The organism is Emticicia sp. SJ17W-69, from assembly GCF_051209875.1.
Taxonomy (GTDB): Bacteria; Bacteroidota; Bacteroidia; order Cytophagales; family Spirosomataceae; genus Emticicia.
The window spans coordinates 38,005-62,450 of sequence record NZ_JBNTQY010000002.1; the positions used below are offsets into that span (position 1 = coordinate 38,005).

At 34.2% G+C, this 24,446-nt stretch carries 30 protein-coding genes and 1 pseudogene; 22 read left to right on the forward strand and 9 right to left on the reverse strand.

Annotation, left to right across the window (positions count from 1 at the left end; all coding sequences use genetic code 11):
* Positions 1-23: 23 nt before the first annotated feature.
* The 8 genes from ACQUQZ_RS24025 (at position 24) to ACQUQZ_RS24060 (ending at position 9,156) form a co-directional block, all read left to right on the forward strand.
* A complete protein-coding gene (locus tag ACQUQZ_RS24025) occupies positions 24-875 on the forward strand; it encodes a universal stress protein (RefSeq protein ID WP_435357724.1) in 852 nt (283 codons plus the stop codon).
* Positions 876-1,068: 193 nt separating this feature from the next.
* Complete coding sequence (locus ACQUQZ_RS24030) at positions 1,069-2,439, forward strand: HAD-IB family phosphatase (protein ID WP_435357725.1); 1,371 nt, start codon at positions 1,069-1,071, stop codon at positions 2,437-2,439.
* Positions 2,440-2,514: 75 nt separating this feature from the next.
* The gene (locus ACQUQZ_RS24035; protein WP_435357726.1) at positions 2,515-3,321 is read left to right on the forward strand and encodes a mechanosensitive ion channel family protein; all 807 of its coding nucleotides are present in this window, start codon (positions 2,515-2,517) and stop codon (positions 3,319-3,321) included.
* Positions 3,322-3,354: 33 nt separating this feature from the next.
* Positions 3,355-4,599 (forward strand): cation:proton antiporter, encoded by a 1,245-nt coding sequence (locus ACQUQZ_RS24040; RefSeq protein ID WP_435357727.1) that lies wholly within the window; start codon positions 3,355-3,357, stop codon positions 4,597-4,599.
* A gap of 104 nt (positions 4,600-4,703) precedes the next feature.
* Complete coding sequence (locus ACQUQZ_RS24045; RefSeq protein ID WP_435357728.1) at positions 4,704-6,125, forward strand: chloride channel protein; 1,422 nt, start codon at positions 4,704-4,706, stop codon at positions 6,123-6,125.
* 104 nt (positions 6,126-6,229) lie between these two features.
* Positions 6,230-6,610, forward strand: coding sequence for a sugar 3,4-ketoisomerase (locus ACQUQZ_RS24050; RefSeq protein ID WP_435357729.1), 381 nt, complete (start codon positions 6,230-6,232; stop codon positions 6,608-6,610).
* 86 nt (positions 6,611-6,696) lie between these two features.
* Positions 6,697-8,022 carry a vanadium-dependent haloperoxidase gene (locus tag ACQUQZ_RS24055; protein ID WP_435357730.1) on the forward strand — a complete coding sequence of 442 codons (1,326 nt, stop codon included), beginning with the start codon at positions 6,697-6,699 and terminating at the stop codon, positions 8,020-8,022.
* 525 nt (positions 8,023-8,547) lie between these two features.
* On the forward strand, positions 8,548-9,156 hold the full coding sequence (locus tag ACQUQZ_RS24060) for a recombinase family protein (protein WP_435357731.1): 609 nt from the start codon (positions 8,548-8,550) through the stop codon (positions 9,154-9,156).
* On the opposite strand, the gene ACQUQZ_RS24065 is transcribed toward ACQUQZ_RS24060, so the two are convergent.
* Positions 9,153-9,314 (reverse strand): recombinase family protein, encoded by a 162-nt coding sequence (locus tag ACQUQZ_RS24065; protein WP_435357732.1) that lies wholly within the window; start codon positions 9,312-9,314, stop codon positions 9,153-9,155. The two genes, ACQUQZ_RS24060 and ACQUQZ_RS24065, sit on opposite strands and share 4 nt — an antisense overlap.
* 65 nt (positions 9,315-9,379) lie before the next feature.
* Positions 9,380-9,673, reverse strand: coding sequence for a hypothetical protein (locus ACQUQZ_RS24070; protein WP_435357733.1), 294 nt, complete (start codon positions 9,671-9,673; stop codon positions 9,380-9,382).
* A gap of 197 nt (positions 9,674-9,870) precedes the next feature.
* Here ACQUQZ_RS24070 and ACQUQZ_RS24075 point away from each other — a divergent pair, with 197 nt between their 5' ends.
* On the forward strand, positions 9,871-10,041 hold the full coding sequence (locus tag ACQUQZ_RS24075) for a rubredoxin (RefSeq protein ID WP_435357734.1): 171 nt from the start codon (positions 9,871-9,873) through the stop codon (positions 10,039-10,041).
* Between the two features lie 207 nt (positions 10,042-10,248).
* Here the strand turns inward: ACQUQZ_RS24075 and ACQUQZ_RS24080 are convergent, their stop codons facing one another.
* On the reverse strand, positions 10,249-10,572 hold the full coding sequence (locus ACQUQZ_RS24080; protein WP_435357735.1) for a 3-coathanger stack domain-containing protein: 324 nt from the start codon (positions 10,570-10,572) through the stop codon (positions 10,249-10,251).
* A 136-nt stretch (positions 10,573-10,708) separates the two neighbouring features.
* Between ACQUQZ_RS24080 and ACQUQZ_RS24085 the strand changes: the two genes are divergently transcribed.
* A complete protein-coding gene (locus tag ACQUQZ_RS24085; RefSeq protein ID WP_435357736.1) occupies positions 10,709-10,918 on the forward strand; it encodes a hypothetical protein in 210 nt (69 codons plus the stop codon).
* Between the two features lie 129 nt (positions 10,919-11,047).
* Here ACQUQZ_RS24085 and ACQUQZ_RS24090 read toward each other — a convergent pair whose 3' ends face one another.
* The 6 genes and pseudogenes from ACQUQZ_RS24090 to ric form a co-directional block, all read right to left on the reverse strand.
* A complete protein-coding gene (locus ACQUQZ_RS24090) occupies positions 11,048-11,359 on the reverse strand; it encodes an outer membrane beta-barrel protein (RefSeq protein WP_435357737.1) in 312 nt (103 codons plus the stop codon).
* Positions 11,268-11,882: an outer membrane beta-barrel protein gene (locus tag ACQUQZ_RS24095; RefSeq protein ID WP_435357738.1), complete on the reverse strand. Its 615-nt coding sequence runs from the start codon at positions 11,880-11,882 to the stop codon at positions 11,268-11,270. Before ACQUQZ_RS24095 ends, ACQUQZ_RS24090 begins: the two co-directional genes overlap by 92 nt.
* Positions 11,833-12,390, reverse strand: a complete 558-nt coding sequence (locus ACQUQZ_RS24100) for a hypothetical protein (RefSeq protein WP_435357739.1) — start codon at positions 12,388-12,390, stop codon at positions 11,833-11,835. Before ACQUQZ_RS24100 ends, ACQUQZ_RS24095 begins: the two co-directional genes overlap by 50 nt.
* A 289-nt stretch (positions 12,391-12,679) precedes the next feature.
* Positions 12,680-12,739: pseudogene (locus ACQUQZ_RS24105) on the reverse strand (3-coathanger stack domain-containing protein); the annotation flags it as partial.
* Positions 12,740-12,873: 134 nt separating this feature from the next.
* Positions 12,874-13,305 (reverse strand): RrF2 family transcriptional regulator, encoded by a 432-nt coding sequence (locus ACQUQZ_RS24110; protein ID WP_435357740.1) that lies wholly within the window; start codon positions 13,303-13,305, stop codon positions 12,874-12,876.
* A gap of 4 nt (positions 13,306-13,309) precedes the next feature.
* Positions 13,310-14,059: an iron-sulfur cluster repair di-iron protein gene (gene ric / locus ACQUQZ_RS24115; RefSeq protein ID WP_435357741.1), complete on the reverse strand. Its 750-nt coding sequence runs from the start codon at positions 14,057-14,059 to the stop codon at positions 13,310-13,312.
* Between the two features lie 186 nt (positions 14,060-14,245).
* Here ric and ACQUQZ_RS24120 point away from each other — a divergent pair, with 186 nt between their 5' ends.
* The 12 genes from ACQUQZ_RS24120 to ACQUQZ_RS24175 all read left to right on the forward strand — a co-directional run bounded on the left by ACQUQZ_RS24120 (position 14,246) and on the right by ACQUQZ_RS24175 (position 24,060).
* Complete coding sequence (locus tag ACQUQZ_RS24120) at positions 14,246-14,701, forward strand: c-type cytochrome (RefSeq protein ID WP_435357742.1); 456 nt, start codon at positions 14,246-14,248, stop codon at positions 14,699-14,701.
* Between the two features lie 60 nt (positions 14,702-14,761).
* Positions 14,762-16,777, forward strand: a complete 2,016-nt coding sequence (gene nosZ, locus ACQUQZ_RS24125) for a Sec-dependent nitrous-oxide reductase (protein WP_435357743.1) — start codon at positions 14,762-14,764, stop codon at positions 16,775-16,777.
* Between the two features lie 150 nt (positions 16,778-16,927).
* Positions 16,928-17,500, forward strand: a complete 573-nt coding sequence (locus tag ACQUQZ_RS24130; protein WP_435357744.1) for a hypothetical protein — start codon at positions 16,928-16,930, stop codon at positions 17,498-17,500.
* Positions 17,501-17,953 (forward strand): nitrous oxide reductase accessory protein NosL, encoded by a 453-nt coding sequence (locus tag ACQUQZ_RS24135; RefSeq protein WP_435357745.1) that lies wholly within the window; start codon positions 17,501-17,503, stop codon positions 17,951-17,953.
* Positions 17,953-19,191: a nitrous oxide reductase family maturation protein NosD gene (nosD, locus tag ACQUQZ_RS24140; RefSeq protein WP_435357746.1), complete on the forward strand. Its 1,239-nt coding sequence runs from the start codon at positions 17,953-17,955 to the stop codon at positions 19,189-19,191. Before ACQUQZ_RS24135 ends, nosD begins: the two co-directional genes overlap by 1 nt.
* 8 nt (positions 19,192-19,199) lie before the next feature.
* Complete coding sequence (locus ACQUQZ_RS24145; protein WP_435357747.1) at positions 19,200-19,916, forward strand: ABC transporter ATP-binding protein; 717 nt, start codon at positions 19,200-19,202, stop codon at positions 19,914-19,916.
* A 27-nt stretch (positions 19,917-19,943) separates the two neighbouring features.
* Positions 19,944-20,711, forward strand: coding sequence for an ABC transporter permease (locus tag ACQUQZ_RS24150; RefSeq protein WP_435357748.1), 768 nt, complete (start codon positions 19,944-19,946; stop codon positions 20,709-20,711).
* Between the two features lie 23 nt (positions 20,712-20,734).
* The gene (locus ACQUQZ_RS24155) at positions 20,735-21,277 is read left to right on the forward strand and encodes a fasciclin domain-containing protein (protein WP_435357749.1); all 543 of its coding nucleotides are present in this window, start codon (positions 20,735-20,737) and stop codon (positions 21,275-21,277) included.
* 110 nt (positions 21,278-21,387) lie between these two features.
* Entirely contained in the window at positions 21,388-21,627 is a 240-nt protein-coding gene (locus ACQUQZ_RS24160) for a hypothetical protein (protein ID WP_435357750.1), read from the forward strand.
* 207 nt (positions 21,628-21,834) lie between these two features.
* Positions 21,835-22,377, forward strand: a complete 543-nt coding sequence (locus ACQUQZ_RS24165; RefSeq protein ID WP_435357751.1) for a cupin domain-containing protein — start codon at positions 21,835-21,837, stop codon at positions 22,375-22,377.
* Positions 22,378-22,387: 10 nt separating this feature from the next.
* Positions 22,388-23,242: a helix-turn-helix domain-containing protein gene (locus ACQUQZ_RS24170; protein ID WP_435357752.1), complete on the forward strand. Its 855-nt coding sequence runs from the start codon at positions 22,388-22,390 to the stop codon at positions 23,240-23,242.
* Between the two features lie 218 nt (positions 23,243-23,460).
* Positions 23,461-24,060, forward strand: a complete 600-nt coding sequence (locus tag ACQUQZ_RS24175; protein WP_435357753.1) for a recombinase family protein — start codon at positions 23,461-23,463, stop codon at positions 24,058-24,060.
* Positions 24,061-24,446 lie beyond the last annotated feature (386 nt).

The window sequence follows — 24,446 nt, forward strand, 5'->3', positions numbered from 1 at the left end:
ACCTTCACCATTATTTACAAATTATGATTGGTCGTATAAAAAATATTTTATTTCCTACCGATTTTTCCGATATAGCAAACAATGCTATGCGTTTTGCCGTTGCTATTGCCAAACGTCAGCAGGCAAAACTGCATATTTTTCATGCAGTTATTCCAGAGTATTTACCTGTCGTTGGGGATGTGTCATTAGGAGTTGTATATGATGGTTATGAAGAAGTCGAAAAAATGAATAGCAAAAAGCTTAAAAACTTAGCTATTTCGTTAGCAGCTACCAATCATCTTAAGGTAGAGAGTCATACAAAAATTGGTAACGTAGCCGAATCTATTGACCAACTTGCAAAAGAACTTCAGATAGACCTTATTGTGATGGGAACACATGGAACCTCGAACATGAGAGAGTTTTTTATTGGAAGCAATGCCTACTCTACAGTCAAAAACTCTCATTGTCCTGTGCTAACAATTCCTGCTAACTCTACATCAACAGATTTTTCAACTGTGTTGTTTCCCGTCAGAAACGTAAAAGGTGTTGATGAAAAATACCTTTCAATCATTAATATTTTGAAAGCTAATCGCTCAAAAGTTTTATTACTCGGTGTAGCCCATTTTAATGATTTTGATAGTTTTGATTTTATTTCAGATAAGGTAAATCAACTCTCACTCAAAATGCACGAAGATGGCATTGAAGTGAAAAACCGTAATCAGTACTGCGAAAACATTGCAAATTTTATTTTAGATTATACTTATGCCACAAAGCCAGATTTGCTGGTTATCAATGCCAACATTGATACGGATTGGAAACGGTATTTTTTGGGTTCATTTGCCCAACGCATTGTGAATAATGCTCCTTGCCCAGTCTTAAATATTAAGCCACAGTAATAGTTCTTTAAGTAGAAAATATCATCAAGGTAAAAAACTTTTGAGGTATGGATACATATTTCTTCATTGCCAAAGCCTTCATAAATTAGGAATTGAGATAACGATATATTTTAAGTTTTCTATTTTTAAATACTCAAATCATAATGTTTTGTATTGGCAATAGTGCCTTCTATACTTACTAACTTCTCAACTCATGATAACAGTAATAATACCCGCCCTAAATGAAGAAGCCACTATTGGTTTTGTAATTGAGGTCGTAAAAAAATCGACCAATGTCAGTGAAATAATTGTAGTGGATGATAAATCCGCAGATAAAACTATTGAAATTGCCCAAAAACACGGAGCAAAAGTAATTACAAGCACCAAACTCGGCAAAGGAGCATCAATGAAGGACGGGGTGTTAGTGGCTCAAAACGATATACTTGCTTTTCTGGATGCAGATATTCTGACCTATCCTGATGATGTGGTAGATTTATTGTGTAATCCTATCATAAATCAAGAAGCTGATTTTGTAAAATCGTATTTTACTCGTCAGGCAGGCCGAGTTACCGAACTCGTAGCAAAACCATTACTATCAATACTTTATCCAAAATTTCCTAACTTCCATCAGCCATTAAGTGGTATGATAGCAGGAAAAAGAAGTCATTTTTTGGAGATAGATTTTGAGGACGGCTATGGCGTAGATATAGGTATTTTACTCGATATGTATCAGCAAGGTGCCAAAATTAGAGAAGTCAATATTGGTCATATCGAAAATAGTATGCAAAGTATTGAGGCATTAGGCAAAATGTCAAGGCAAGTGGCTTCTGTTATTCTTGCAAAATCAAAGGGTAAAGGCACACAAGACCTCAAAATGTATGAACATATACAAGTCATTAGAGAACAAATGGATTTTGCTCTAAGCGAAAATTTACGTGAGAAGAAGAAAATTGCTATTCTTGATATGGATAACACACTTACACGAGGGAGCTTTATTCAGACATCCGCACAAGTATTTGGTTTCACGAAAGAATTGAAAGAAATAGGAAGAGTACAGAATAATCCGATGGTGCGAACCAAACATATTGCAAAACTTTTAAGGGGAAAATCACTCAAAGAGTTACTTGATGTGGCAGATTCGATTCCAAGTACACCCAATTCAAAAGAATTAGTGATACGTTTAAAAGAGCAAGGCTACATTGTGGGTATTATTTCGGATAGTTATGATTTTATAACAAACCATCTCAAAAACAAATTGAATGCTGATTTTAGTTTAGCAAATGAACTCGAATTTTCAAAAAGCCATGCAACAGGAGAAGTAAAAATTCCTTCATTTTTCTTTCCACACACAAATAGTATATGTACGCATGACTACTGCAAAAGCCATGCTCTAACCTACATTTGTAAGCATTACGAAATATCACTCGCAAATACAATGATGATTGGAGATGGTGAAAATGATATTTGTTTGACAGACAAAGCAAGCGTTGGAATTTCGTTTTGTTCAACCGATGTTGCCTTAGATAAAGTGGCTGATTACATTATCAAAAAGCCTGATTTTAAGGAGATTATCAATTTTATTTAACTTTTTGTCTATCCTAAGATGGCGAGAAAAGCCAAAAGAAATAGAGTAAAAAGTATTAATTAAAATGCGTAAAATATGAATATTCAAGAGATATTAAATTACACAATTATAAAGATTGGCAATATCGAAATCCGATTCTCATCACTGGTTGGACTTTTAATGACAAGTTTCATTGCGATAATCCTTATATTCTTTATAAAAAGAGCAATTTATAGGACAAACAAAATTGAAGAAGGAAAAAAATATTCGCTCTTCAATCTATTCAAATATACCATATTAACTTTAGCAATTGCTAATAGCTTTCAAGTTTTAGGCTTTGATATTTCAGTGATCTTAGCTGGTTCAGCAGCATTATTAGTAGGTCTGGGTATTGGGCTGCAAACACTTTTCAAAGATTTTGTTTCAGGAATTATACTTTTAATTGATGCCTCGATTAAAGTTGGAGATGTGATTGAAGTAAATGATGTTGTTTGTAAAATACAGGAAATCACATTACGTACAACCTCGGCCATCACTCGTGATGATAAATACATCATATTACCAAATTCAATATTAACTTCTAACCAGATTCAGAATTGGACACATAACAGCGATATTTCGAGATTTGAAGTAAAAGCAAATATTGATTATGATACAGATATTAATCAAATAAAAAAGATTTTACTTGATTTAGTTAATCAAAACGAAGCTGTATTAGATAATCCTAAGCCATTTGTAAGATTTACAGATTTTGGTGATTCAGCTCTTTTTTTCTCAATATTTTTCTGGACCAAAGATTTATTTAGGGTAGAAAATATTAGAAGCGACCTAAGATTTAGTATATATGAACGTTTTCGTGCAAAAAAAATAAAAATTCCTTTTCCTCAACATGATGCCATTTAAAAAATAATCGCCTTTATAAAAACGTAAATTAAAATGACTATTTACCAAATTATAACAACATTGGTTGTTCTTTCAGCTTCTTTTGCTTATATCAATAAACGATTTCTTCATTTGCCTATAACTATCGGATTGATGCTATTAGGTACAGTCCTGTCCATCATTGTTTTAATCTATAATCAGTACAACCCAGCGTCTTTATCTCCAATTAAAACAGTAGTCGATGGATTAGATTTTAGTAAAATCGTTCTCGAAATATTATTGAGTTTCTTACTTTTTGCTGGTGCATTACATACCGATTACGATGCCCTTAGAGATAACAAAAGGTCGGTAATTATATTTGCTTTTGTGAGTGTCTTGGTATCAACTTTTGTAGTAGCAGGCATTTTGTTGGGTATTTGCACATTATTTGGCTTACAAATTAACTTTTTATACTGTTTGCTTTTCGGAGCTCTGATTTCACCCACTGACCCGATTGCAGTTCTTGGCATTCTTACAAAAGCCAATGCCCCTAAAAAAGCAGAAATCAATATTGTAGGCGAATCATTATTCAATGATGGAATTGGAGTGGTAATTTTTATTACTTTTCTCTCAATTATTAATAAGGGTGTTTCGGAGGTAAGTGTATGGGATATACTAAAATTATTCTTGCAAGAAGCTGTTGGTGGAGTTGTTTTAGGTTTGTTTTTAGGATATATAATCTTCTTGTTATTACGTTCGATAGATGACTACGAAACCGAGATAATTATTACTTTGGCGGCTGTTATGGGTGGAACTTGGCTCGCCCAAAGTTTGCACACATCAGGACCATTGGCAATGGTTGTAGCTGGATTAATGACTGGTCACAAATCAAAACTTGAAGCTATGAGTGATAGAACCCGCCTTTATATAGATAAATTTTGGCACTTGATAGATGTCTTAATGAACGCCATTTTGTTTGTTTTGATTGGTTTGAAATTCCTTTCAATCGAATTCAATCTTACTCATTTGTTTATAGGCTTGATTGCACTACCACTCCTCATTTTTGCAAGATATTTATCGCTCATTATTCCTTACACTATTTCAAAAAGATGGCTGGATATTAATAAAAAGACTATCTTACTTATGACTTGGGGCGGGCTTCGTGGTGGCCTTTCGATTGCTATGGCTCTGTCCTTATCTAATAGTTTTGAGCAAAAAAATATGTTTGTTTTAATCACATACATTGTAGTTATGTTCTCAATTTTTGTACAAGGTTTGACAATTGAAAAGGTAGTTAGAAGAATTTATGGAGGTGTATAAATTACATCATATATTCATAAGGTATAGGCTTTTGTCCAATATCTTGATTTAGAGCGTAATTTTAAGCTTTGGTTTAAATAACAGAATGAATAGAATTTGAAAGGATGGAAGATAAAAGCCAACAACAATTACAAAAAAACAATAAAGTTTTTTTACAGAAACTAACAAATTTATGCTATCCTCTTTATATCAAATTGAGAGTTTTCCTAAAAATAAAGTTAGACTCAATTAAGGACAATAATCTCAAGAATAGTTTACTGAATGCCTTACCTTTTTGGTTGGGGGCAATTATCACAGGCTTTGTTGCTGTTTTATATGCCAAATTATTTTATTGGGCAGAACAAGGAACACTTTATGTATTTCAATTAAATAAATGGTTGTTTTTTATAATTACGCCTATTCTCTTTGTTTTCTCATGGTGGATAGTCTATAAATACGCACCATATGCAAGAGGAAGTGGCATTCCACAAGTGACTGCCAGTATAGAGTTGGCAAATCCTAAAAAACATTATTTAATAGATAAACTCCTAAGTTTTAGGATAATATTTATAAAGATACTGTCAAGCTTGGTGCTTGTTCTTGCGGGTGGAGCGATAGGTAGAGAAGGGCCAACAATTCAAATATCTGGGTCAATTTTTAAAAAAATCAATGATTTATTACCAGAATGGTATCCAAAAATCTCAAAAAAAAATATGCTCATTACAGGTGCTGCGGCAGGATTAGCAGCGGCATTTAATACACCTTTAGGCGGAATCGTTTTTGCAATCGAGGAGCTTACTACAACACATTTCAACTATTTTAAATCAGCACTAATAACGGGTGTAATTATCGCAGGTCTAACGGCTCTCAATATTTTGGGGCCATATTTATATTTGGGTTATCCGCAAGTAAAGGGAGTATCGCTTTGGATTATTTTCCCAGTTGTATTGGTTGCATTAATTGCGGGTTATGCAGCCAGTTCGATGGGAAAACTCATTTTATATATTTTAAAAAGAAAAAAATCATTAAAAACAAATGCTCAAAAGGTTTCATATAGTCTTATTGCTGGTTTGCTTATGGCCTCATTTGGTGTTTTTGTAAGTGTGCATTCATTTGGTTCGGGGAAAGAAATTATGATAGAAACATTATTTTCTGGCCATAAGCATATTGAATGGTATATGCCAATCATTCGTTTTCTTGGGCCAGTAGTTTCATTTACAAATGGGGCTGGAGGTGGAATTTTCGCTCCTTCGTTGAGTGCTGGGGCAAGTATTGGGTCAGTAGTTTCTGGTTGGTTTGATTTGTCTGCTTCCAATTCTAATTTAATAACCCTTTGCGGCATGGTGGCGTTTCTAACAGGGATTACACGAAGCCCATTTACTTCAGCTATACTGGTTTTAGAAATGACAAATTCGCACCATGTAATTTTTTACTTGATGTTGGCAGGTTTGATTGCAAATATTATTGCCAAATTGGTTGATACACAGTCGTTTTATGAGCATTTAAAAATTCAATATCTCGAAGAAATTAAATCAGAAGAACAATAACTGGCAGTTAAAATCATGAAAACTTTAATTAATCAAATCAGATGCTTTGAATAATATTTAACCACTATTCGTAAAATTACACCTATTTATTATATATGGCTAAAATGTTTACCTTACCTGTACACTCAAGCGAAAAAGGTGATTTAACTGTTTTTGAAAATATCCTACCTGGTTCTCTTAAACGTATCTTTTACATAACCAATGCTGATGGAAAAGAACATAGATTACACCGATATTCAAAAGCTTGGCATGCACTGATATGTGTACATGGAACGTGTCATGTATATATTGAAAACGCAGATATTAAAAAAGTTTTTAGTTTGAACCGTTCAAACAAAGTATTAATCCTAGAGCCTGAAGATTGGCATAGATTAGAGAAGCTTTCAAATGATGCAATTGTTTTAGTTACCTCTAACGAAAGTTATGACCCTTTGGATTATATCAATAAATTTAATGAAAACATTGATATTGTATTGAAAAAATAACATAAAAATGGCAATAATTTCTGTCAAAAACTTAAAAACTGTTTAACTTATTTTTGAAACACTGATTTTTAACCTTTTATATAAAGATGAAACTACTGAAAAAAACCATTCTTTTATCATTAATTGTCTTATTAACAAATAGTTGCATCAAAAAAACTTCGAAAGAGTATAACCACGATATTTATAACCCTGATATATATCATAAATGTGTTAATCAATTAACGGATGTAATCATTCATGATATTTTTACACCACCCGTAGCAAGTCGAATTTACTCATATGCAACTTTGGCAGGGTATGAAGCAATGGTGTCAGGTGATAAAAAATACCCATCAATGGCAGGAAAAATACAAGACTTTGCTGCTGTACCCAAACCTCAAATAGATAAAGAATATTGTTTTCCATTAGCGGGAGTAAAAGCATTTATGACAGTTGCTCGTGGACTAACCTTTTCGATTGAGAAGTATGATGATTTTGAAAAGTCTTTAGATAAAAAATTCAAAGATGCGGGTGTACCAAGTGAAGTAATAGAACGTTCTGTTGCATATGGACAATCAATTGGTAAAGTTGTTTTAGATTATGCTAAAAATGACAAATATCCGCAAACACGAGGCTTACGATATACGTTACAAAATAAGCCTGGTACTTGGCAGCCAACACCTCCTCCTTATGCCGACGCTGTTGAACCAAATTGGGGTGTAATTCGGCCAATGGTCATCGATTCGTCAACTCAATTCATGCCTCCACCACCTTTTAAATATGATTTGGCAAAAAATAGTGCTTTTATGAAAGAAGTTATGGAGGTCTATGAGATGGGAAAGAATTTAACTGAGGAACAAAAACGGATTGCATGGTTTTGGGATGATAATGCTTTTGTAATGAATGTGCAAGGGCACATGATGTTTGCCGATAAAAAAATGACTCCTGGTGGACATTGGCTTGCTATTGTAAAAACGGTGTGTCAAGACAAAAAAGTTGATTTGATGAAGTCTGCACAAGCATACTTGCTTGTTTCCATTGCCCTTCGAGATGCTTTTATTGTTTGTTGGGAAGGTAAATATCGTTATCATAAAATTCGCCCCGAAACAGTTATTAACGCAAGTGTGGATACAAAGTGGAATCCATTTTTACAGACGCCACCTTTTCCCGAATACCCTGGTGGTCATAGTACAATATCTGGAGCATCAACTGAAGTATTAACGCAACTTTTTGGAGATAACATTGCTTTTACAGATTCTACTGAAGCAAAATTTGGGCATGGCGTTGGACAATTCCAATCCTTTTACGAAGCAGGAAATCAGGCATCCATCAGTCGTGTATATGGCGGGATACACTTCCGTTCAGCGTGTGATGAAGGTTTTAAATCAGGCATCGAAATAGGGAAATGGGTAATGTTGAAGGCAAGTAAATAATCTGTTTTAATCTCAAAGCAATCATGTAGTTCTCCAATTTGAGGTTTCAATTATTTGTTTTTTACCCTATTTTGATAATTAGAACTTTTTTGTGAGTGTATAGATTTGAAGAGTTGATTTTGGTTTGTGGTCAATTACAACCATGTATCACTAATTTTGACAATTATTTATGTAACTTAGATATTAGATGATACTAAAATAGAAAAAAAATAGTGTATTATAGTAAAAGTGATAGTTTTAGAAACCTATAATGATACTATTAAGCACAATTTAGAAACAGAAAATTTGAGGTATCGAATGGTCATTTTTGGAGCTTTCGCTTGATCATTCACGTATTTGGATTAAACCCTAAAAGTCTAAACAAACGCCCGTTTGATTAGACTAATTTTGACCTAAGCCTAAAAACCAAACTTTCAGTAATTCTCAGCCTCCAGAGCGAATAAAAAGTATATATTTATTGTATATTAATCTAAGTATAATTATTTTTTTATTTTAGATGAATAACTATATACAAATTAACTTCACATGAAAATAGGCTATGCCCGAGTAAGTACCAAAGACCAAAGTTTAGAAATGCAAACTGATTTGCTATCAAAAGCAGGTTGTGAAATAATTTTCAAAGAAACAGCTTCTGGAGCAAAGACGGATAGAGTAGAACTAACGAAACTTTTGAGCCAAATTCGTAAAGATGACATTGTTGTAGTTTATAAACTTGACCGCTTGGGTCGTTCTCTAAAACATTTGTTGGAAGTAGTTGCCCAACTGAATGAAAAGAAAGTGGGAATCCAAAGTATCAATGATGCCATTGATACTACTACTCCGCAAGGTCGATTATTTTTTAATATCTCGGCTTGTTTTGCCGAATTTGAGAGAGACCTCATTAGAGAACGGACAAAGGCAGGTTTGGAAGCTGCTCGTGCCAGAGGCAGAAAGGGAGGTCGCCGCCAAGGGATGACCAAAGAGGCAGAACAAAAAGCGATTTTGGCTGAAAGTTATTACAAAGAAGGTAAAATGGGAGTCAATCAAATTGCTACTGAGATTGGTGTTTCCAAGATGACACTTTATAAATATCTCAGGCATAGAAAAGTACCGATTAGTGCTTATCAGGATAAGGAGAAACAGAAAATGGTTTAACCCGAAGCATAATCTATGAATTCTCCTGAAATTTCAAAATTACGTTTTTGGGCATACGCCCTTAATTGAATTAATTGTGTTTCTGGGTCTTGACCTTTGTCAAGAGTCGAAACTCGGGCGTAGAGAGCTACTCGGAGTAATTTGTTGGTATTGTTCATAAAAAGTATTATCAAAAAGGGAATCCTTTTTGATAAGAAAATTTGAAATTTTAAAACGTTTATTATCAACAAATGATGTCTTTGATTTTTAAATACCCTTTTTGATAACTCCCAGCCTTATTTTTTGACCAAAAACAAAAAAAACTCACTAACGCCGTTTTTCGCCTATTTGTAAGAAAAACCTCTTTTTCTAATAGGGATTTAGGTACATTTGAAAACTTTTCATAAAGTTCTATCTCCCAACAATTAGATAGATTCCGTACTTCAAATAATTCAAAATTTTCCAAATATTCCTCTAGTACTAAAATCCGAAGTATCTCTGGTAATAAGACCGATGTTTGAATATCTTTGTTTTCCATTTACAAAGCTAACAATTCCTAACCAGCACCTCAAAAAAAGATTTAACCATATTTTGCAATTAAAAAAGAAAATTATTAATATTGTAACGCTTTAATTTATTCTTTTTTTGAATCTAAATGAAACGAGCATGTGCGTTTAAAAAAATAAGGATGTAAATATATATGCACTTTACATCTGGCAATTAAATTATTTAGCGATGAAAAAATACAGATGTGAAACTTACTCTTGCGGCTATGTTTACGACCCTGCAAAAGGTGATCCAGACAACGAAATTCCTCCCGGAACTGCATTTCAAGACCTTCCGGAGTTATGGCGTTGTCCTACGTGTGAAACCACAGCGGAGTATTTTTCGGAGGAGGATGAATAACGTATATAACTAAAATAGTTTGACAGTTTTTTATTCAAAAGCTCGGTCGGCGAGCAAAAACCACTGAATTTTCAATTTTTCAAACGCATATTTTTCGCCTAATTGTAACAAGCACCGCAAGTTTTCATTAAGCTAAATTACATATTTTATATAAAAAAGCCCTACAAATCTTATCGAAATGAAGGGCTTTTTGTAGTTTTCCGTGCTTCAATTACTACATCCCTGAATCTGAGCTTTAAACACCGTTCCAGTATTAGTTTCAAAGCCCGGTGTAAGTAAAATACGTTTACCAGCTTGATAAGTTACATTGGCAGGCGAAATAACCTTGTTACCTGCATTGATGCTATTGACTGCTTTTTTAGTGTTTGTTCCAGTCAAATTATTAGTCGGACTCACTAAATTGCGACTCAAAGGATTGATAGTCAGTAGATTCATCGTTGGGTTTCCTGCTAAAACAGGGTTCGATGAAGCCACTCTAATCAAATAATTAGTACCAGCAGGTGTATTCGTAGGAATGGTTATATTGACCATACCTGCAGTATAAGACCAATGCAAACTATCGACCACAGCAGCACAACGCCAATATGGGGTTCAATCAAGGTCAACGATAGTAGGTTGGCTTAGAAAATTTGGTACATTTGACTGGGAAAATAAAACGCCCTCTCATATGCCTAAGACACCCGAACAACAGATTATGGAGTTGGAAGCTAAGGTGAAACTTTTAGAGAAGCAAAAGACTTTTTTAGAACAACAAATCAAAATATCAGATAAAAAAGCTATTATCTTCGATATGATGATAGACTTAGCAGAAAAAGAATATAGGATAGACATCCGAAAAAACTCAGAACCGTGCGATTTCTATGATTCAAACAAGTAAAAAGGTATAATTTTCGTCATATTTTTTATTTTTGTTTACACATGCAAAAATTCTTTATTGTTAATTCTATAAAAAATATTTTACTCTTTTAGGCTAAGTCTTGTTCGCAAGGTACCATTTTCAAAGCTATCATTTCTTAATTCTATCTGATTCATCTTCGGCACTACCTTTATGCTCACGAGCACTTTTTATTTCGTTGCTTCCAAAGCGATAGTTAAAATTGATGCCATATCTTCGGGCTTCGTAAACGCCAATAATATTTTGATAAATGTTGTTATGAACAAATAACGCACTATAACCTACATTGTTAAAAATATCGTTTATGTTAAATTTTATATCGGCTTTGTCTTTAAATAATTTCTTTTTTAGTCCAATATCCACTTGCCCTTGGGCTTTGTTTACATAAATCCAATCGGGAGCGGTAATAGCCCGATATTTCAAAAGTTGTTGATTTATTCAATTTAAAATTGTTGGAACCATTAAAACCGAAATTTTGATTAGCTACATTATAGTCTCCTTCACCCTTAAATTTACCAAAAATTGAGCTTTTTTGGGCAAAGAAATTATAGTTGATTTCCCACCATTTTACTATTGAAGTATCTAACGAAATATTTAAACTCACACCCTTAGAATTTGAAAAATTTTCAAGCGTATTGTATATTTTGTTGCCATCAACCCTTGAAATATTATTGTAATCATCCGAAGTATAATAATATGATAATGATGTAGTTAGCACCGATTTGAAAGTGTTTGTTATTTTAAGTCTATCAGTATAACGTGGTTTAATAAATGCATTTCCTTTGTAGTAAGTAAGCTCATCAATTCTGTATTCAAACGGATTCAAATCTTGGTAACTCGGCCTGTTTATACGTCGGCTGTAGTTTAAATTGAAAGAATGGTTTTTAGAAAAATTATTAGTCAAAGCAAAACTTGGAAAAAAATTCAGATAAGAGCTTGGAGTCATTTTGATTGATTGTATTATTTTCTAAAAAAACAGAAATATTTTTAGAAATTAAGTTTTCTAAACTATCCATTCCTTGCGGGAACTCAATTAATGGTTCCCAATCAATATATGGTTTACCATTGTATTGAAAGTTAGTAATAAAATTTTCACATTCATGAAGAAAAGTGTTCATTTTTGAATTATCACCATCAAAGTTTATTTTAATTCGTTCTTTATTATCGTATGTTATAATATAATTATTGCCAGGATTTACCAGTATGGGAACTACTTTGAATCCTATATCAACTATTAACAAACGTTTATTCTTAACTGTAGTTTTAAGTATTCCAATACCTTGTTTATCTAAGGAACTTACTTCAAGAGGCCGTTTGTCTAAGTCATAGTATTCGCTTATGATTGAAATTGATGTATTTGGACTGGCATTTTTCACTTTTACAGTAATAGTTATATCTGCAAATGCACAAAAATAGATATTTGATAAAAATAGATGTATTAATATCTTAGTCATAATTCCTATTAATAATTAGGTTTTGAAATTAAATTCCATGATAAAGGTCGTTTTGTGATACTTGAGTATCCTTTTGTGAGATTAATATTTATTTTTTCCTTATTATAATCTTATAAATAAATACACCTTTGAGTTTACCAATTTTGGCTATCTCTATAAATTTTAATCAACTTAATTTTATCATATATAATGCCTTTAAGACACCACATTTAATTTATTGATGTTGAGAGATATGAAGAAAAAGTAAAGATTTTGAAATCATTTGGGTGTAAGAAGGTTTAGGGTTATTTTAATTACACCCCCCTATTTCCGCCCTAAATACTGTTCCATTGTTAACAACAAAACCAGTGTTTTATGAGACGCACTGAGCAGGTTATGTACTTTGAATCTCAATCGAATCATCTCAATTTCTTATCGACCTAAAGCCAAATCCTTTATTATCAATATACTTTCGTTATTTTAGGAATACACACAATAAATTTTTTAAATAGCCAAGAAAGTGCTTCCATCTTCAATATGCTCTACAAAATGTCGAATATTCTTATTCTCAAAAGTTTCAAATATTTTACTTCTATACACTTCAAACTCATCGTGCATCGGACAAGGATTTTCGTTTGAACATTCCTCTCGTCCTAAAAAACATTTTTTTAATACACCCAAGCCATCAATCGCCTCGACTATTATTATTAGTGAAAGCTCTAAAATTGAATCATTGACATAAAACCCTCCATGTGGACCTTTTGTAGATTTCAGAATATCTTTTCTGACCAATTCTTGTAGAATTTTTCCCATAAATTGCTGAGGGACTTTCAATTCCTCAGCAATTTCTTGAATACCTATTTTTCTATTTATATTGCCTTCTAATGCCAAAAAAATCACGCCTCTGATAGCATATCCACAAGTTTTTGAAATCATAATCTCAGTTTTTGCCAAATGTACTTTCTTCTAAAAGTACAATTTTGGGAAATAAAATATTATTTTCCAAATGAATGTGCTGAATTAAGTTAGCATCTAAATCTTTCAGCATGTCGAGCATCATCAATTGTGAGTTGCAAGCATCGGCTGGAGGTGTATAATCTTTAGTAATTGCTCTTAAACGATGGAGAATCTCACCCGCCCGATTGTGCTCATCATTCATGACCATCAATGGGTTATTGATAGTTCCAAAAAATGGACGACTTGGAATCGTGTTCGCTTTTTTGTTCAAAATTAGATTTTTGGTGTAAGGAAATAAAATATTTTCCTCTTTTGGCAAATGCTCCAATAAGTCGGCCTCTAATTCGGTATAAAGCTCAAATAATTCATTCAAATACCCATATTTTTCCTTATGCTTATTAACTACTTTGCTTACAATTCGATTTATTTCTGGCAAATTTTCGTATAAATACTTGTGATGGACGTTATATATATAATCTACCAAGAAATCGACATCAAAACTATCGAAATCCAAATCAATTGTTGAACCTGATTTTAGTTGCAATTCATTTATCTGGTTTAAAGCCTCTTCTGGATTTATACCTTTTCTTTGGCAGGCTTCAACAAAATTGATATGACCTCCACAACAAAAATCAATTTTTAATTTTGAAAAAATACTAGCCGCTTTAGGCATATTTTTTACAATTTCACCTACACTGAGCGATTCAAGCTCATTATTCAATATACTTATCATAATCATTATTGGTTTGTTAAAAAAACATATAAAGATAAAAAGGTGTTTTATTCTTATATATGATTTTTCTCATATTCCTCAACCAACATTCGTCATATTTTTGAAATAAGAGGTAAAATACATTTGCAATAAAATAAAAGACATACACATCTTAATATATTTTACCAATCAAACCTCTAAGTCAAAATGAAAAGAACGATTCTAATCATGTCTGCACTGTCCATTTTCTTATGGAGCTGCGGAGGAGCAGAAAAACGAGCAGAAAGCCCTGCAACCGATGATTCTGCACTCCTAAAACAAGAAGAAGTACACGGAACAGAAGTCAAAGAAATCAACCTAACCAACCCATTAGACCAAGCAATGGTAAAAGAGGGGCAGGCAATTTATGATTTAAAATGCTCGGCGTGCCACCGACTTTCGGGTGATAGACTCGTTGGTCCAAGTTGGACTGGCGTAACTACAAGAAGAAAACCAGTTTGGATTATAAATATGATTACAAACGTGGACATGATGCTTGAAAAAGACGAAGAAGCTCAAAAAATGCTGGAAACCTGCTTGGTAAGAATGCCAAATCAGAATATTTCAGAGAAAGAAGCAAGAAGCGTGATTGAATTTATGAGAAAAAATGACGGTGAAAAATAAACCATAATTACTGGATTTAAAAGACCGATTTGTATGACTGATTTTAAAAATAACAATAAAATGAAAACAAAAATAACTTTAGGTATTTCAGCTATTTCTGCCATTTTTATAGGACTTAATGCCTGTAAACCAACCAATGACAAGGGCAAAGGCACTTCATTTTTGGCGGGCGATGCTGCACAAAAAGTATATGTTGCCCCTGGTACGCACGATGAGTTTTATAACATCGTTTCGGGTGGATTTAATGGGCAACTTTCTGTAGTTGGTTTGCCTTCTGGTAGAGTTTTAAAGATTATTCCTGTATTTTCTCAATTTGCCGAAAGCGGTTGGGGATATAGTGAAGAAACGAAGCCAATGCTTAACACTTCGCACGGTTTTATTCCGTGGGACGACTCGCACCATGTGGCACTTTCGACTACCAATAGCGAACATGATGGTCGCTGGGCGTTTATTAATGGTAATAATACACCCCGAATAGCCCGAGTGAGTTTATCAACTTTTAGAACTGAGGAAATTATCGAAATTCCGAATTCGGGAGGTAATCACTCTTCGCCGTTTATTACTGCAAATACTGAATATGCTGTGGCAGGAACTCGTTTTTCGGTGCCACCAGATGCTAATGCCGATGTGCCGATTAGCTCTTTCAAACAAAACTTTAAAGGTTACATCAGTTTTGTGAGTATTGACAAAACCACTGGTAGAATGGGTATCAAGTTTCAGCTAAAAACCCCAGGTGTAAGCTTTGATTTGGCTCGTGCGGGAAAAGGAAAATCGGCAGGTTGGTTTTTCTTCTCGACTTATAATACTGAGCAAGCAAACTCTTTATTGGAAGTAAACGCTTCGCAGAAAGACAAAGACTTTATTTTGGCAGTAAACTGGAAAAAAGCTGAGGAATATTTAGCACAAGGAAAAGGCAAAAAAGAGAAAGCAAGCTACGCCCATAATGTGTATGATGAAAAAGTTCATTCGGCAACTTCAACTATCATAAACGAAGTAATGACACTCGATCCAAAAGAATGTCCTGATATGTTGTATTTCATGCCTTGTCCAAAATCTCCGCACGGTTGTGATGTTGACCCAACTGGACAATACATTGTTGGTTCGGGTAAATTGGCGGCGGTTATTCCTGTTTTCTCTTTTGCAAAAATGGAAAAAGCGATTGCAGACAAAAATTTTGATGGAAACTTTGACGGCATCCCTGTTTTAAAATACGATGCTGTGCTACATGGAGAAGTTAAAAAGCCAGGTTTAGGGCCTTTGCACACAGAGTTTGACGGTCAAGGAAATGCCATTACATCGTTCTTTGTTTCATCAGAATTGGTAAAATGGAACATCGAAAAACTGGAAGTTATCGACCGTGTTCCTACTTTTTATTCGGTTGGTCACTTGAGTATTCCTGGCGGACCAACTGCCAAACCTTGGGGCAAATATGTGGTTGCTTATAATAAAATCACAAAAGATAGATACTTGCCAACTGGTCCAGAATTAGCTCAATCGGCTCAATTATATGACATTTCGGGTGAAAAAATGAAATTATTGCTCGATTTTCCTACTATTGGAGAGCCACATTATGCTGAATCAATTCCTGCTTCTTTGATTGAGAAAAACTCTAAAAAGATATTTAAACTCGAAGACAATTTCCACCCCTACGTAACCAAAGGCGAGAAGGAAGCCAAAGTTTTGCGAAAAGGTAATGAGGTTCACGTTTATATGACGTCTATTCGCTCGCACTTTACACCAGATAATATTGAGGGCGTGAAATTGGGTGATGTGGTTTATTTCCACGTAACAAACTTAGAGCAAGACTGGGACGTTCCGCACGGATTTGCGGTTCGTGGGGCAGCAACTTCAGAGATTTTAATCATGCCCGGTGAAACTTGCACTCTCAAATGGACTCCTGACAGGGTTGGAGTAACACCAATCTACTGCACAGATTTTTGCTCGGCACTTCACCAAGAAATGCAAGGTTATGTGCGAGTTTCGCCTGCTGGCAGTAATGTTCCGTTGAGCTGGCATACTGGTAAAAATCCAGAGGCTGATGCGGCTAAGAAGACAGAAACGGTTTCAAAGAGATGATTAGTCAATGGTCGATTGACAACAGTTAATATTAACACAAATCACTGTCTATCAATTAGTTACATTGAAATTAATTTTAAAACACTTAATTCTAAAAGGAGTGAAAGCGTTTTTTCTTTCACTCCTTAAAAACTCATCAATCAAAACTTCATGAAACCACTCAAACGTTCATCACAAATTTGGTTAGGTATTGGTTCTTTGGCATTGATAGCCACCTATTTTCTGCCAATATGGCGAATCGACCTTTGGGCTCCGCAATATCCAGAAGGTTTATCTATGAAGATTTGGTTATCTAAACTTTCGGGCGATGTTGATATTATTAATGGTTTGAACCATTATATCGGTATGGCTCATATCAAGGAAGAAATGTTTCCTGAATTCAAAGTTCTTAATTATTGTATCGCTTTTATTATTGCTGCGGGCTTGCTCACCACTTTTGTAAGAAGTAAAAAAGGTCTGATTGCATTTCTATCACTTTTGGTAGTTTCGGGAGCAGTTGCTTTGTATGATTTTTGGCAATGGGGCTACGAATATGGTCATAATTTGAGTGATGATGCTGCCATTAAAGTACCAGGAATGGCTTATCAGCCACCACTTATTGGCTATAAAGAATTATTGAATTTTGGTGCATATTCTATACCCGACACGGGCGGTTGGATAGTGGTTGCACTTGGAATTATCACAATCGGAGTTATTATCTACGAATTCAACTACAATAAATAAATGAAAAATATTGGACTTTTTAAACAGTTTTTAATGGCTTTTCTGGGAATAATCTTATTGATGTCATGCATGACTGAACCCGAAGCTATTAATTACGGAAAAGAGAATTGTCAGTTCTGCAAAATGACGATTATGGATAATAAATATGGGTCTGAATTGGTAACACAAAAAGGCAAAATATTCAAGTTTGATGATGTGAGTTGTATGATAAAATACATCAATATTTCAGAACAAACACCCAAAGATTACGCTCATATTGTAGTTAATAGCTATGATAAACCAGTCAATTTGATAGATGCAAATAAAGCTTTTTTCGTGATTTCGCCCAATTTTGCAAGCCCTATGATGGGAAATACCGCTGCGTTTTCTGACGAAAAACAAGCTGACGAAGCAGTAAAAAAAGATAGTGAAGCAAAAAAATATTCGTGGAATGAATTAGTTAAAAAATTCTGATGAAAAAAAACTTTATCATATTGTTAATCGCTATTCCATCTCTTGTTTTTGCAAAAACTTGGCAAGTAAAAAATGGTATTCAATTGCAAAATGCAGTTAAAATAGCTCAAAAAGGAGATATTATTGAGGTTTTTGCAGGGAAATACCTTTTGAAAAACTTAAAAATAGAAAAATCACTAATAATTATAGGAAAGGATTTTCCCGTTTTTGATGCTCAATTTAAAGGTGAAATACTAACCGTTTCGGCAAATGATGTAAGTATTAGTGGCATCCAATTTCAGAATGTGGGTGAAACCAGCATGATTGATTGGGCGGCAGTAAAAGTCTTAGAGGCGGAGCGAGTGAGGGTTTTTAACAACAAATTTTACCATTGTTATTTTGGGGTTTATTTGTCTTCATCTAATCATTGTTTGGTTGAAAAAAATCGTGTCATTGGTATTCCGAAAGAAGAGCAAACAACTGGAAATGGCATTCATGCCTGGAAATGCGACAGCATTACGATTCAGAATAACTATGTGGAAGGACATCGTGACGGCATCTATTTTGAGTTTGTAACCAACTCGATTATTGAGCATAATTATAGCACAAAGAATATTCGATATGGACTACATTTTATGTTTTCACACAAAAATACTTATCAATATAACATTTTTGCAAAAAATGGTGCTGGCGTGGCAGTAATGTACACCAAAGGCGTAAAAATGAAACACAATACTTTTGAAAATAATTGGGGTGGTTCGGCTTTTGGGATTTTGCTCAAAGATATTTCAGACAGCGAAATCGAGCATAATGTCTTTAATTCTAACACTGTTGGGGTTTATATGGAAGGTTGCAGCCGCTTGAATTTTAAGGAAAATATTTTTAATCAAAATGGCATTGGCCTCCGAATCCAGGCCAATTGCGACGAAAATATTATTGAGAACAATAATTTTTTGGCAAATACATTTGATGTTGCGACCAACGGAAATGTGGTTTTTAATTACTTAAAAGAAAATTATTGGGACAAATACGAAGGTTATGATTTGAACCATGATGGTAAAGGCGATGTTCCGTACCGTCCCGTAAGTTTGTTTTCAACACTCATTGAGCGAATGCCTCAAGCCATGATTTTGCTCCGAAGTTTTACGGCAACGTTACTCGATAAAATCGAAAAAATTATTCCGAGCCTTACACCTGAAAATTTAAAAGATGAAAATCCACGAATGAAACCAAATTTGATTCAACCTATAAAAGCATAAGCAAAAAAATGATTCAATTTGAAAATATAAGCAAATCGTTTGGCAAACTTCAAGTGCTTAAAGATATTTCGGTGAGCTTCGAGGAAGGACAATCGGTTGCGATTCTTGGCCCCAATGGTTCGGGAAAAACTACCTTGATAAAAACACTTTTGGGCATGGTCGTACCCGATAGCGGAACAATTTATTTTGAGCAAAAATCAATTAAAAATGCTTTTTTATATCGAAACGAGATTGGTTATATGCCACAAATTGGTCATTATCCGCCAAACTTAAAAATCAAGCAATTGATTGATATGATGATTGATATTAGAGGTTCAAAAGAAAATAATATCAAATTAGACGAAGAATTAATTGATGCATTTAAGCTAAAATCCATTGATAATAAGCCTTTGGGGATACTTTCTGGCGGAACAACGCAGAAAGTAAGTGCGGCTTTGGCATTTTTATTCAATCCAAAAGTTCTGATTTTAGATGAACCAACAGCCGGTTTAGACCCACTTTCGAGCGAAATTTTGAAAGCAAAAATTCGTAAAGAAAAACAAAATGGAAAACTGATTTTGATAACCTCGCATATCATGTCGGACTTGGAAGAATTGGCGAGCCATATCATGTATTTGCAAGATGGAAAATTGCAGTTTTTCAAGGAATTAGAGTTTTTGAAAATAGAATTTGACGAAGAGCGATTGAATAAAATCATTGCTATGGTCATGCAAAAAAAAAACTAAAATTTATGCCTAACCTTAATCAAAACCATGACAAAAGTTATTAAATATGTGGTCTATGACATCATTCGCAACCGCTTTGTGATTGGCTATACGCTTCTTCTGTTGGTGATGAGTTTGAGCTTTTTTGGCTTTGAATCTGACCCAAATAAAGGCTTATTGAGCATGTTGAATATCATTTTGATGGTAGTGCCGCTCGTAAGTATCATTTTTTCTACCATTCATTTTTATAATTCTTATGAATTTTTGGAGCTGCTTTCTGCCCAACCTATGAGCCGAAAAACTATATTTTTCAGTCAATATTTTGGGGTTTGTATTTCGTTGAGTTTAGCTTTTTTGCTTGGTGTAGGCTTGCCTACTTATATTTTTGAAGGTTCTGAAAGAGGTTTTACACTCATTAGTAGCGGATTTTTATTGACTTTAATTTTTGTTTCAATCGCTTTTTTTGCCTCAGTTTTTACCCGTGATAAAGCCAAAGGAATTGGCATTGCGTTGGCACTTTGGTTTTACTTATGTCTGTTGTACGACGGACTGGTTTTGTCGGCTTTATTAACATTGAGCGACTACCCGATGGAAAAAGCATCTTTGGTTTTTACGGCATTCAACCCTACTGATTTAGCAAGAATTTTGGTCTTGATGAAACTCGATGTTTCGGCATTGATGGGCATTACGGGTGCAGTTTTTCAAAATTTCTTTAGCTCAAATATGGGCATTTCTATCGCTTTTTTTCTATTAATTCTGTGGATAATCATTCCGATTTCTTGGGCTTTCAAATTATTTAACAAAAAAGATTTATAACCAATTTTTAATCATTATCAATTATGAAAACTGCAATTTCTACTCTTAGTTTATTTGTATTATTGGCAGCTTGCCAAACCAAAACTGGATCGACCGAAACAGCAACATCAGAAACTCCTGCAATGGGTGGACAATCAGCTGTTGCAGACGATGTTTCACAAAAAGATGTTGTAAAAGTTGCCGTTGGCTCACCCGACCACACCACTTTAGTTGCTGCCATTAAAGCTGCCGATCTGGTAAATTCCTTATCAAATGCAGGCCCTTTTACAGTTTTTGCCCCTACAAATGCCGCTTTTGATAAATTGCCGAAGGGAACAGTTGAAGACTTATTAAAGCCAGAAAATAAAAGTAAATTAGAAACAATTCTGCAACACCATGTGATGACCTCGGCACTTGCAGTCGACTTTTTTCAGGATGGACAAACTATGGGAATGGTTGACGGCACAAATGTAACTTTTACAGTGAAAGGAACTGATGTATTTGTAGATGGTAACAAAATATTAGGGTCAATAAAAGCCTCAAATGGCTGGGTTCACGTCATTGATACTGTTATTTTACCGAAATAATAACAAAAAGCGGTGCTGGATATTTGACTTTGCACCGCTTTATTACTTTTAAATGTCTTGTCCTTAAATAGACATACAAAATATATATTCCAACGTTAAAACTGATATTCTTGTTCTTTGGTACTGCCCGTTTGGATTTACTTTTAGAAGAATGTCATAAAAATGCTTTGAAAATACTTTCTGAAAAATCAAGTAACAAAGAAAAACTCCCCCAGGGACAAGCCACAGGCATTGCCATGTTTGTATCTATTGGAGAACTGCCATCACTGTTTCAAAAAAAGAAAATGGTATTAAAAGTTTCGGTAATTGACATTGGTCAATATGGTAGCCCTGAAATGGTCGTTTTGTGATACAAATCTAGCATAAAAAGTTGTAACGATTTTGTGTACCATCTCATATGATTTTGTTCTATAATTTAAGTTAAATTGAAGTTTTCCTTTTCAAGAAATAAATAAAATGCTAGTAGGGTCGGAGTTAAAGAAAAAACGACTGATTTTTACCACCAAACATTTTCAGAATTGCCGAATCTTTGCATAACAATATAAACATTTATGATTATGCAACGCAGAAAATTCTTAACAGTATCATTGGCAACAGCTGCTACCTCTGTAGTTACAACTGCCCAGAATGAAAGCCCAAAATCCTTTGTGGTTAAAAATGCCAAAAGTCGATTTGGGCAAACTACAAAACTAAATGGAATAAGCCCCAACGACATCAAAATTTCTTCAAAAGATACTAATGGAAACTTGTCGGTTTTTGAGTTTATCGGTTATGCAAAAGGCGGTCCACCCATGCATATTCACCCAAATCAGGATGAAGTTTTTTTTATTCAAGAAGGTAAATATAAATTTGTAGTGGGAAGCGAACCCCATTATTTAGAAGCAGGCGATACCATTTTTTTGCCTCGTAATGTGCCCCATGCATTTGCTCAACTAAGCGATACAGGTAAAATGATGTTTTTATTCCAACCTTCAGGTAAAATGGAAGATTATTTCAGAGAATTGGGTAAACTTAAATCTGCTCCATCGCCGCAAGAAGGGGCAAAAATATTTGCCGATCATGACATGAAAGTTGTTGGTCCACCCTTATCTTTAGATTGATAATAAAACTATGGAAGGGATTTACGATTATCGTCTGCCTCATCCAGCCTTGCGTGAATACGTAAGGCTATTCCAGATTGTGGGATGTACGTTTCCAAGTTCGATGACAAACTTGCCAGTGAAACCTTACTGGCCTCGTGCGGAGAACTGCCTTTCGTTTTTTCCTAAAGACCCCGAAAAAGTAGAATATGGTTTTGATGGAAAGCCTATTGAAAGTGCCACTTCACGCTTGTATGGTCAGCATAGTATCGTTACGAATCGACACGTAGGACAAGACTTTATGGTGTTTCAGGTGCAGTTTCAGCCCGGTGCATTGGCTCGGCTAACAGGTATGCCTGTCAACGACTTGACCAATACATTTGTAGATGCTGAAACTATTTTTTCAAAGGAAATTAGAACAGTAAATGAGCGATTGAGTTATACGAAACACTATTCAGATATGATTCCGATTGTTGAAGAATTTTTGGTTTATCTTATCAAAAGGCAATCAAAGAATCGCTACAAAAACAATCTTCTTCCAATTGATCGAGTTAATCAATTCATATTAGAAAAGAAAGGTATTGTTTCGCTCGATTGGTTGGCCAGCCAAGCCAGTTTGGGTACGAGGCAATTTCATCGTCAATTTATTGAAAGACACGGCGTTAGTCCCAAATTATTCACCAGAATAACTCGTTTTGAGTATGCCATCAAACTAAAACACCTTAACACAAATAAAGATTGGCTTACCGTTGCAATTGAATTAGGTTATTACGATTACCAACATTTGGTTCGGGACTTTAAAGAATTTACAACTCTTACACCCAATCAATTTCTGGATGCTGAAGAAAACGGTCCGGAACGGACTTTTGGGATGATTGAAGTTTGAGAGACTCGACGTTTGTTCTCAATCTTAAATTTGGCACAGGCAATAACTGAGTTAATGGTGGTTTAATAGACCAATTTTATCGAATAAATTTAAGAAAACGCTCCATTTAAAATGTTCATTTATACCACTTGAATAATTAGATAAAAACACCTAATATTACATAATGTTTTAATCCATTATAATTAAAATAAATACCTATTTATCGAATAATAAAAATTATGCCAAGAAATGTCGCTTATTTAAGGGTTTCAACCATTGACCAAGACCTTGAAAAAAACAAGTCTCAACTGCTACACCTTGCCAATGATAAAAATTTAGGAAAAGTGGAATTCGTTGAAGAAAAGGCTTCGGGCAGAATTCATTGGAGAGAAAGAAAAATTGGAGATATTGTTGAAACGCTTACTTCGGGAGATACCATCCTATTAAGTGAATTTTCACGATTGGGAAGAAGCATGCTTGAGTGTATGGAAATAATTTCGATAGCCACTCAGAAAGGAATCAAGATTTATACTGTTAAAGGAAACTGGCAATTAGACGATACCATTCAGAGTAAAGTGATGGCAATGGTCTTTTCGATGGTTGCTGAAATAGAAAGAGACTTGATTTCAAAAAGAACAAAAGAGGCTCTTCAAACTAAAAAAAACAATGGGGTAAAACTCGGAAGACCGATAGGTGCAGGGAAAAGTAAGTTGGATAAATATAAAGTTGAAATTGAAGCACTTCTTAGTAATGGCTCAACTAAAAAATTCATTGCTAAAAGATATAACTCTTCTGAGTCGAATCTTTTTAACTGGTTGCAGAAAAATAAATTGACTTAAATATATTCTAAATATCAACATTAAGACAAAGAGAAGCCGAAATGAACCCTTATTTTATAAAAATTTGGGAATGACCCAGAGTTTATTCAAAAGTTGTATATAGTAATCAGTTGTGTGCAATACAACCACTGACAGTGCAAAGAGAAAGGAAAGGACAAAACATAAAAAAGAATAGTATATTTGCACAGTGAAAGATTTGACAAAACATATAGTATTTTACTTGTTAACTTTCTTCTACTTGCTATCGGCATTAGAAGTAAATGCTTATGGCTTTCAAAATACATTCTTTGATGAATTTGACACTTATATTGAAAGCAAAGAACAAGTATTTGAGAAAGCAACTATTAAGCAACCGAAAAAAGATAAAGAAACTTCACTACCTTTGT

Coding starts and splice junctions, on each gene's coding strand:
- ACQUQZ_RS24025 (WP_435357724.1), top strand. CDS start 24: ATGATTGGTCGTATAAAAAATATTTTATTTCCTACCGATTTTTCCGAT.
- ACQUQZ_RS24030 (WP_435357725.1), top strand. CDS start 1,069: ATGATAACAGTAATAATACCCGCCCTAAATGAAGAAGCCACTATTGGT.
- ACQUQZ_RS24035 (WP_435357726.1), top strand. CDS start 2,515: ATGAATATTCAAGAGATATTAAATTACACAATTATAAAGATTGGCAAT.
- ACQUQZ_RS24040 (WP_435357727.1), top strand. CDS start 3,355: ATGACTATTTACCAAATTATAACAACATTGGTTGTTCTTTCAGCTTCT.
- ACQUQZ_RS24045 (WP_435357728.1), top strand. CDS start 4,704: ATGGAAGATAAAAGCCAACAACAATTACAAAAAAACAATAAAGTTTTT.
- ACQUQZ_RS24050 (WP_435357729.1), top strand. CDS start 6,230: ATGTTTACCTTACCTGTACACTCAAGCGAAAAAGGTGATTTAACTGTT.
- ACQUQZ_RS24055 (WP_435357730.1), top strand. CDS start 6,697: ATGAAACTACTGAAAAAAACCATTCTTTTATCATTAATTGTCTTATTA.
- ACQUQZ_RS24060 (WP_435357731.1), top strand. CDS start 8,548: ATGAAAATAGGCTATGCCCGAGTAAGTACCAAAGACCAAAGTTTAGAA.
- ACQUQZ_RS24065 (WP_435357732.1), bottom strand. CDS start 9,314: ATGAACAATACCAACAAATTACTCCGAGTAGCTCTCTACGCCCGAGTT.
- ACQUQZ_RS24070 (WP_435357733.1), bottom strand. CDS start 9,673: ATGGAAAACAAAGATATTCAAACATCGGTCTTATTACCAGAGATACTT.
- ACQUQZ_RS24075 (WP_435357734.1), top strand. CDS start 9,871: ATGAAAAAATACAGATGTGAAACTTACTCTTGCGGCTATGTTTACGAC.
- ACQUQZ_RS24080 (WP_435357735.1), bottom strand. CDS start 10,572: ATGGTCAATATAACCATTCCTACGAATACACCTGCTGGTACTAATTAT.
- ACQUQZ_RS24085 (WP_435357736.1), top strand. CDS start 10,709: ATGCCTAAGACACCCGAACAACAGATTATGGAGTTGGAAGCTAAGGTG.
- ACQUQZ_RS24095 (WP_435357738.1), bottom strand. CDS start 11,882: ATGACTCCAAGCTCTTATCTGAATTTTTTTCCAAGTTTTGCTTTGACT.
- ACQUQZ_RS24100 (WP_435357739.1), bottom strand. CDS start 12,390: ATGACTAAGATATTAATACATCTATTTTTATCAAATATCTATTTTTGT.
- ACQUQZ_RS24110 (WP_435357740.1), bottom strand. CDS start 13,305: ATGATTTCAAAAACTTGTGGATATGCTATCAGAGGCGTGATTTTTTTG.
- ric (WP_435357741.1), bottom strand. CDS start 14,059: ATGATAAGTATATTGAATAATGAGCTTGAATCGCTCAGTGTAGGTGAA.
- ACQUQZ_RS24120 (WP_435357742.1), top strand. CDS start 14,246: ATGAAAAGAACGATTCTAATCATGTCTGCACTGTCCATTTTCTTATGG.
- nosZ (WP_435357743.1), top strand. CDS start 14,762: ATGAAAACAAAAATAACTTTAGGTATTTCAGCTATTTCTGCCATTTTT.
- ACQUQZ_RS24130 (WP_435357744.1), top strand. CDS start 16,928: ATGAAACCACTCAAACGTTCATCACAAATTTGGTTAGGTATTGGTTCT.
- ACQUQZ_RS24135 (WP_435357745.1), top strand. CDS start 17,501: ATGAAAAATATTGGACTTTTTAAACAGTTTTTAATGGCTTTTCTGGGA.
- nosD (WP_435357746.1), top strand. CDS start 17,953: ATGAAAAAAAACTTTATCATATTGTTAATCGCTATTCCATCTCTTGTT.
- ACQUQZ_RS24145 (WP_435357747.1), top strand. CDS start 19,200: ATGATTCAATTTGAAAATATAAGCAAATCGTTTGGCAAACTTCAAGTG.
- ACQUQZ_RS24150 (WP_435357748.1), top strand. CDS start 19,944: ATGACAAAAGTTATTAAATATGTGGTCTATGACATCATTCGCAACCGC.
- ACQUQZ_RS24155 (WP_435357749.1), top strand. CDS start 20,735: ATGAAAACTGCAATTTCTACTCTTAGTTTATTTGTATTATTGGCAGCT.
- ACQUQZ_RS24165 (WP_435357751.1), top strand. CDS start 21,835: ATGCAACGCAGAAAATTCTTAACAGTATCATTGGCAACAGCTGCTACC.
- ACQUQZ_RS24170 (WP_435357752.1), top strand. CDS start 22,388: ATGGAAGGGATTTACGATTATCGTCTGCCTCATCCAGCCTTGCGTGAA.
- ACQUQZ_RS24175 (WP_435357753.1), top strand. CDS start 23,461: ATGCCAAGAAATGTCGCTTATTTAAGGGTTTCAACCATTGACCAAGAC.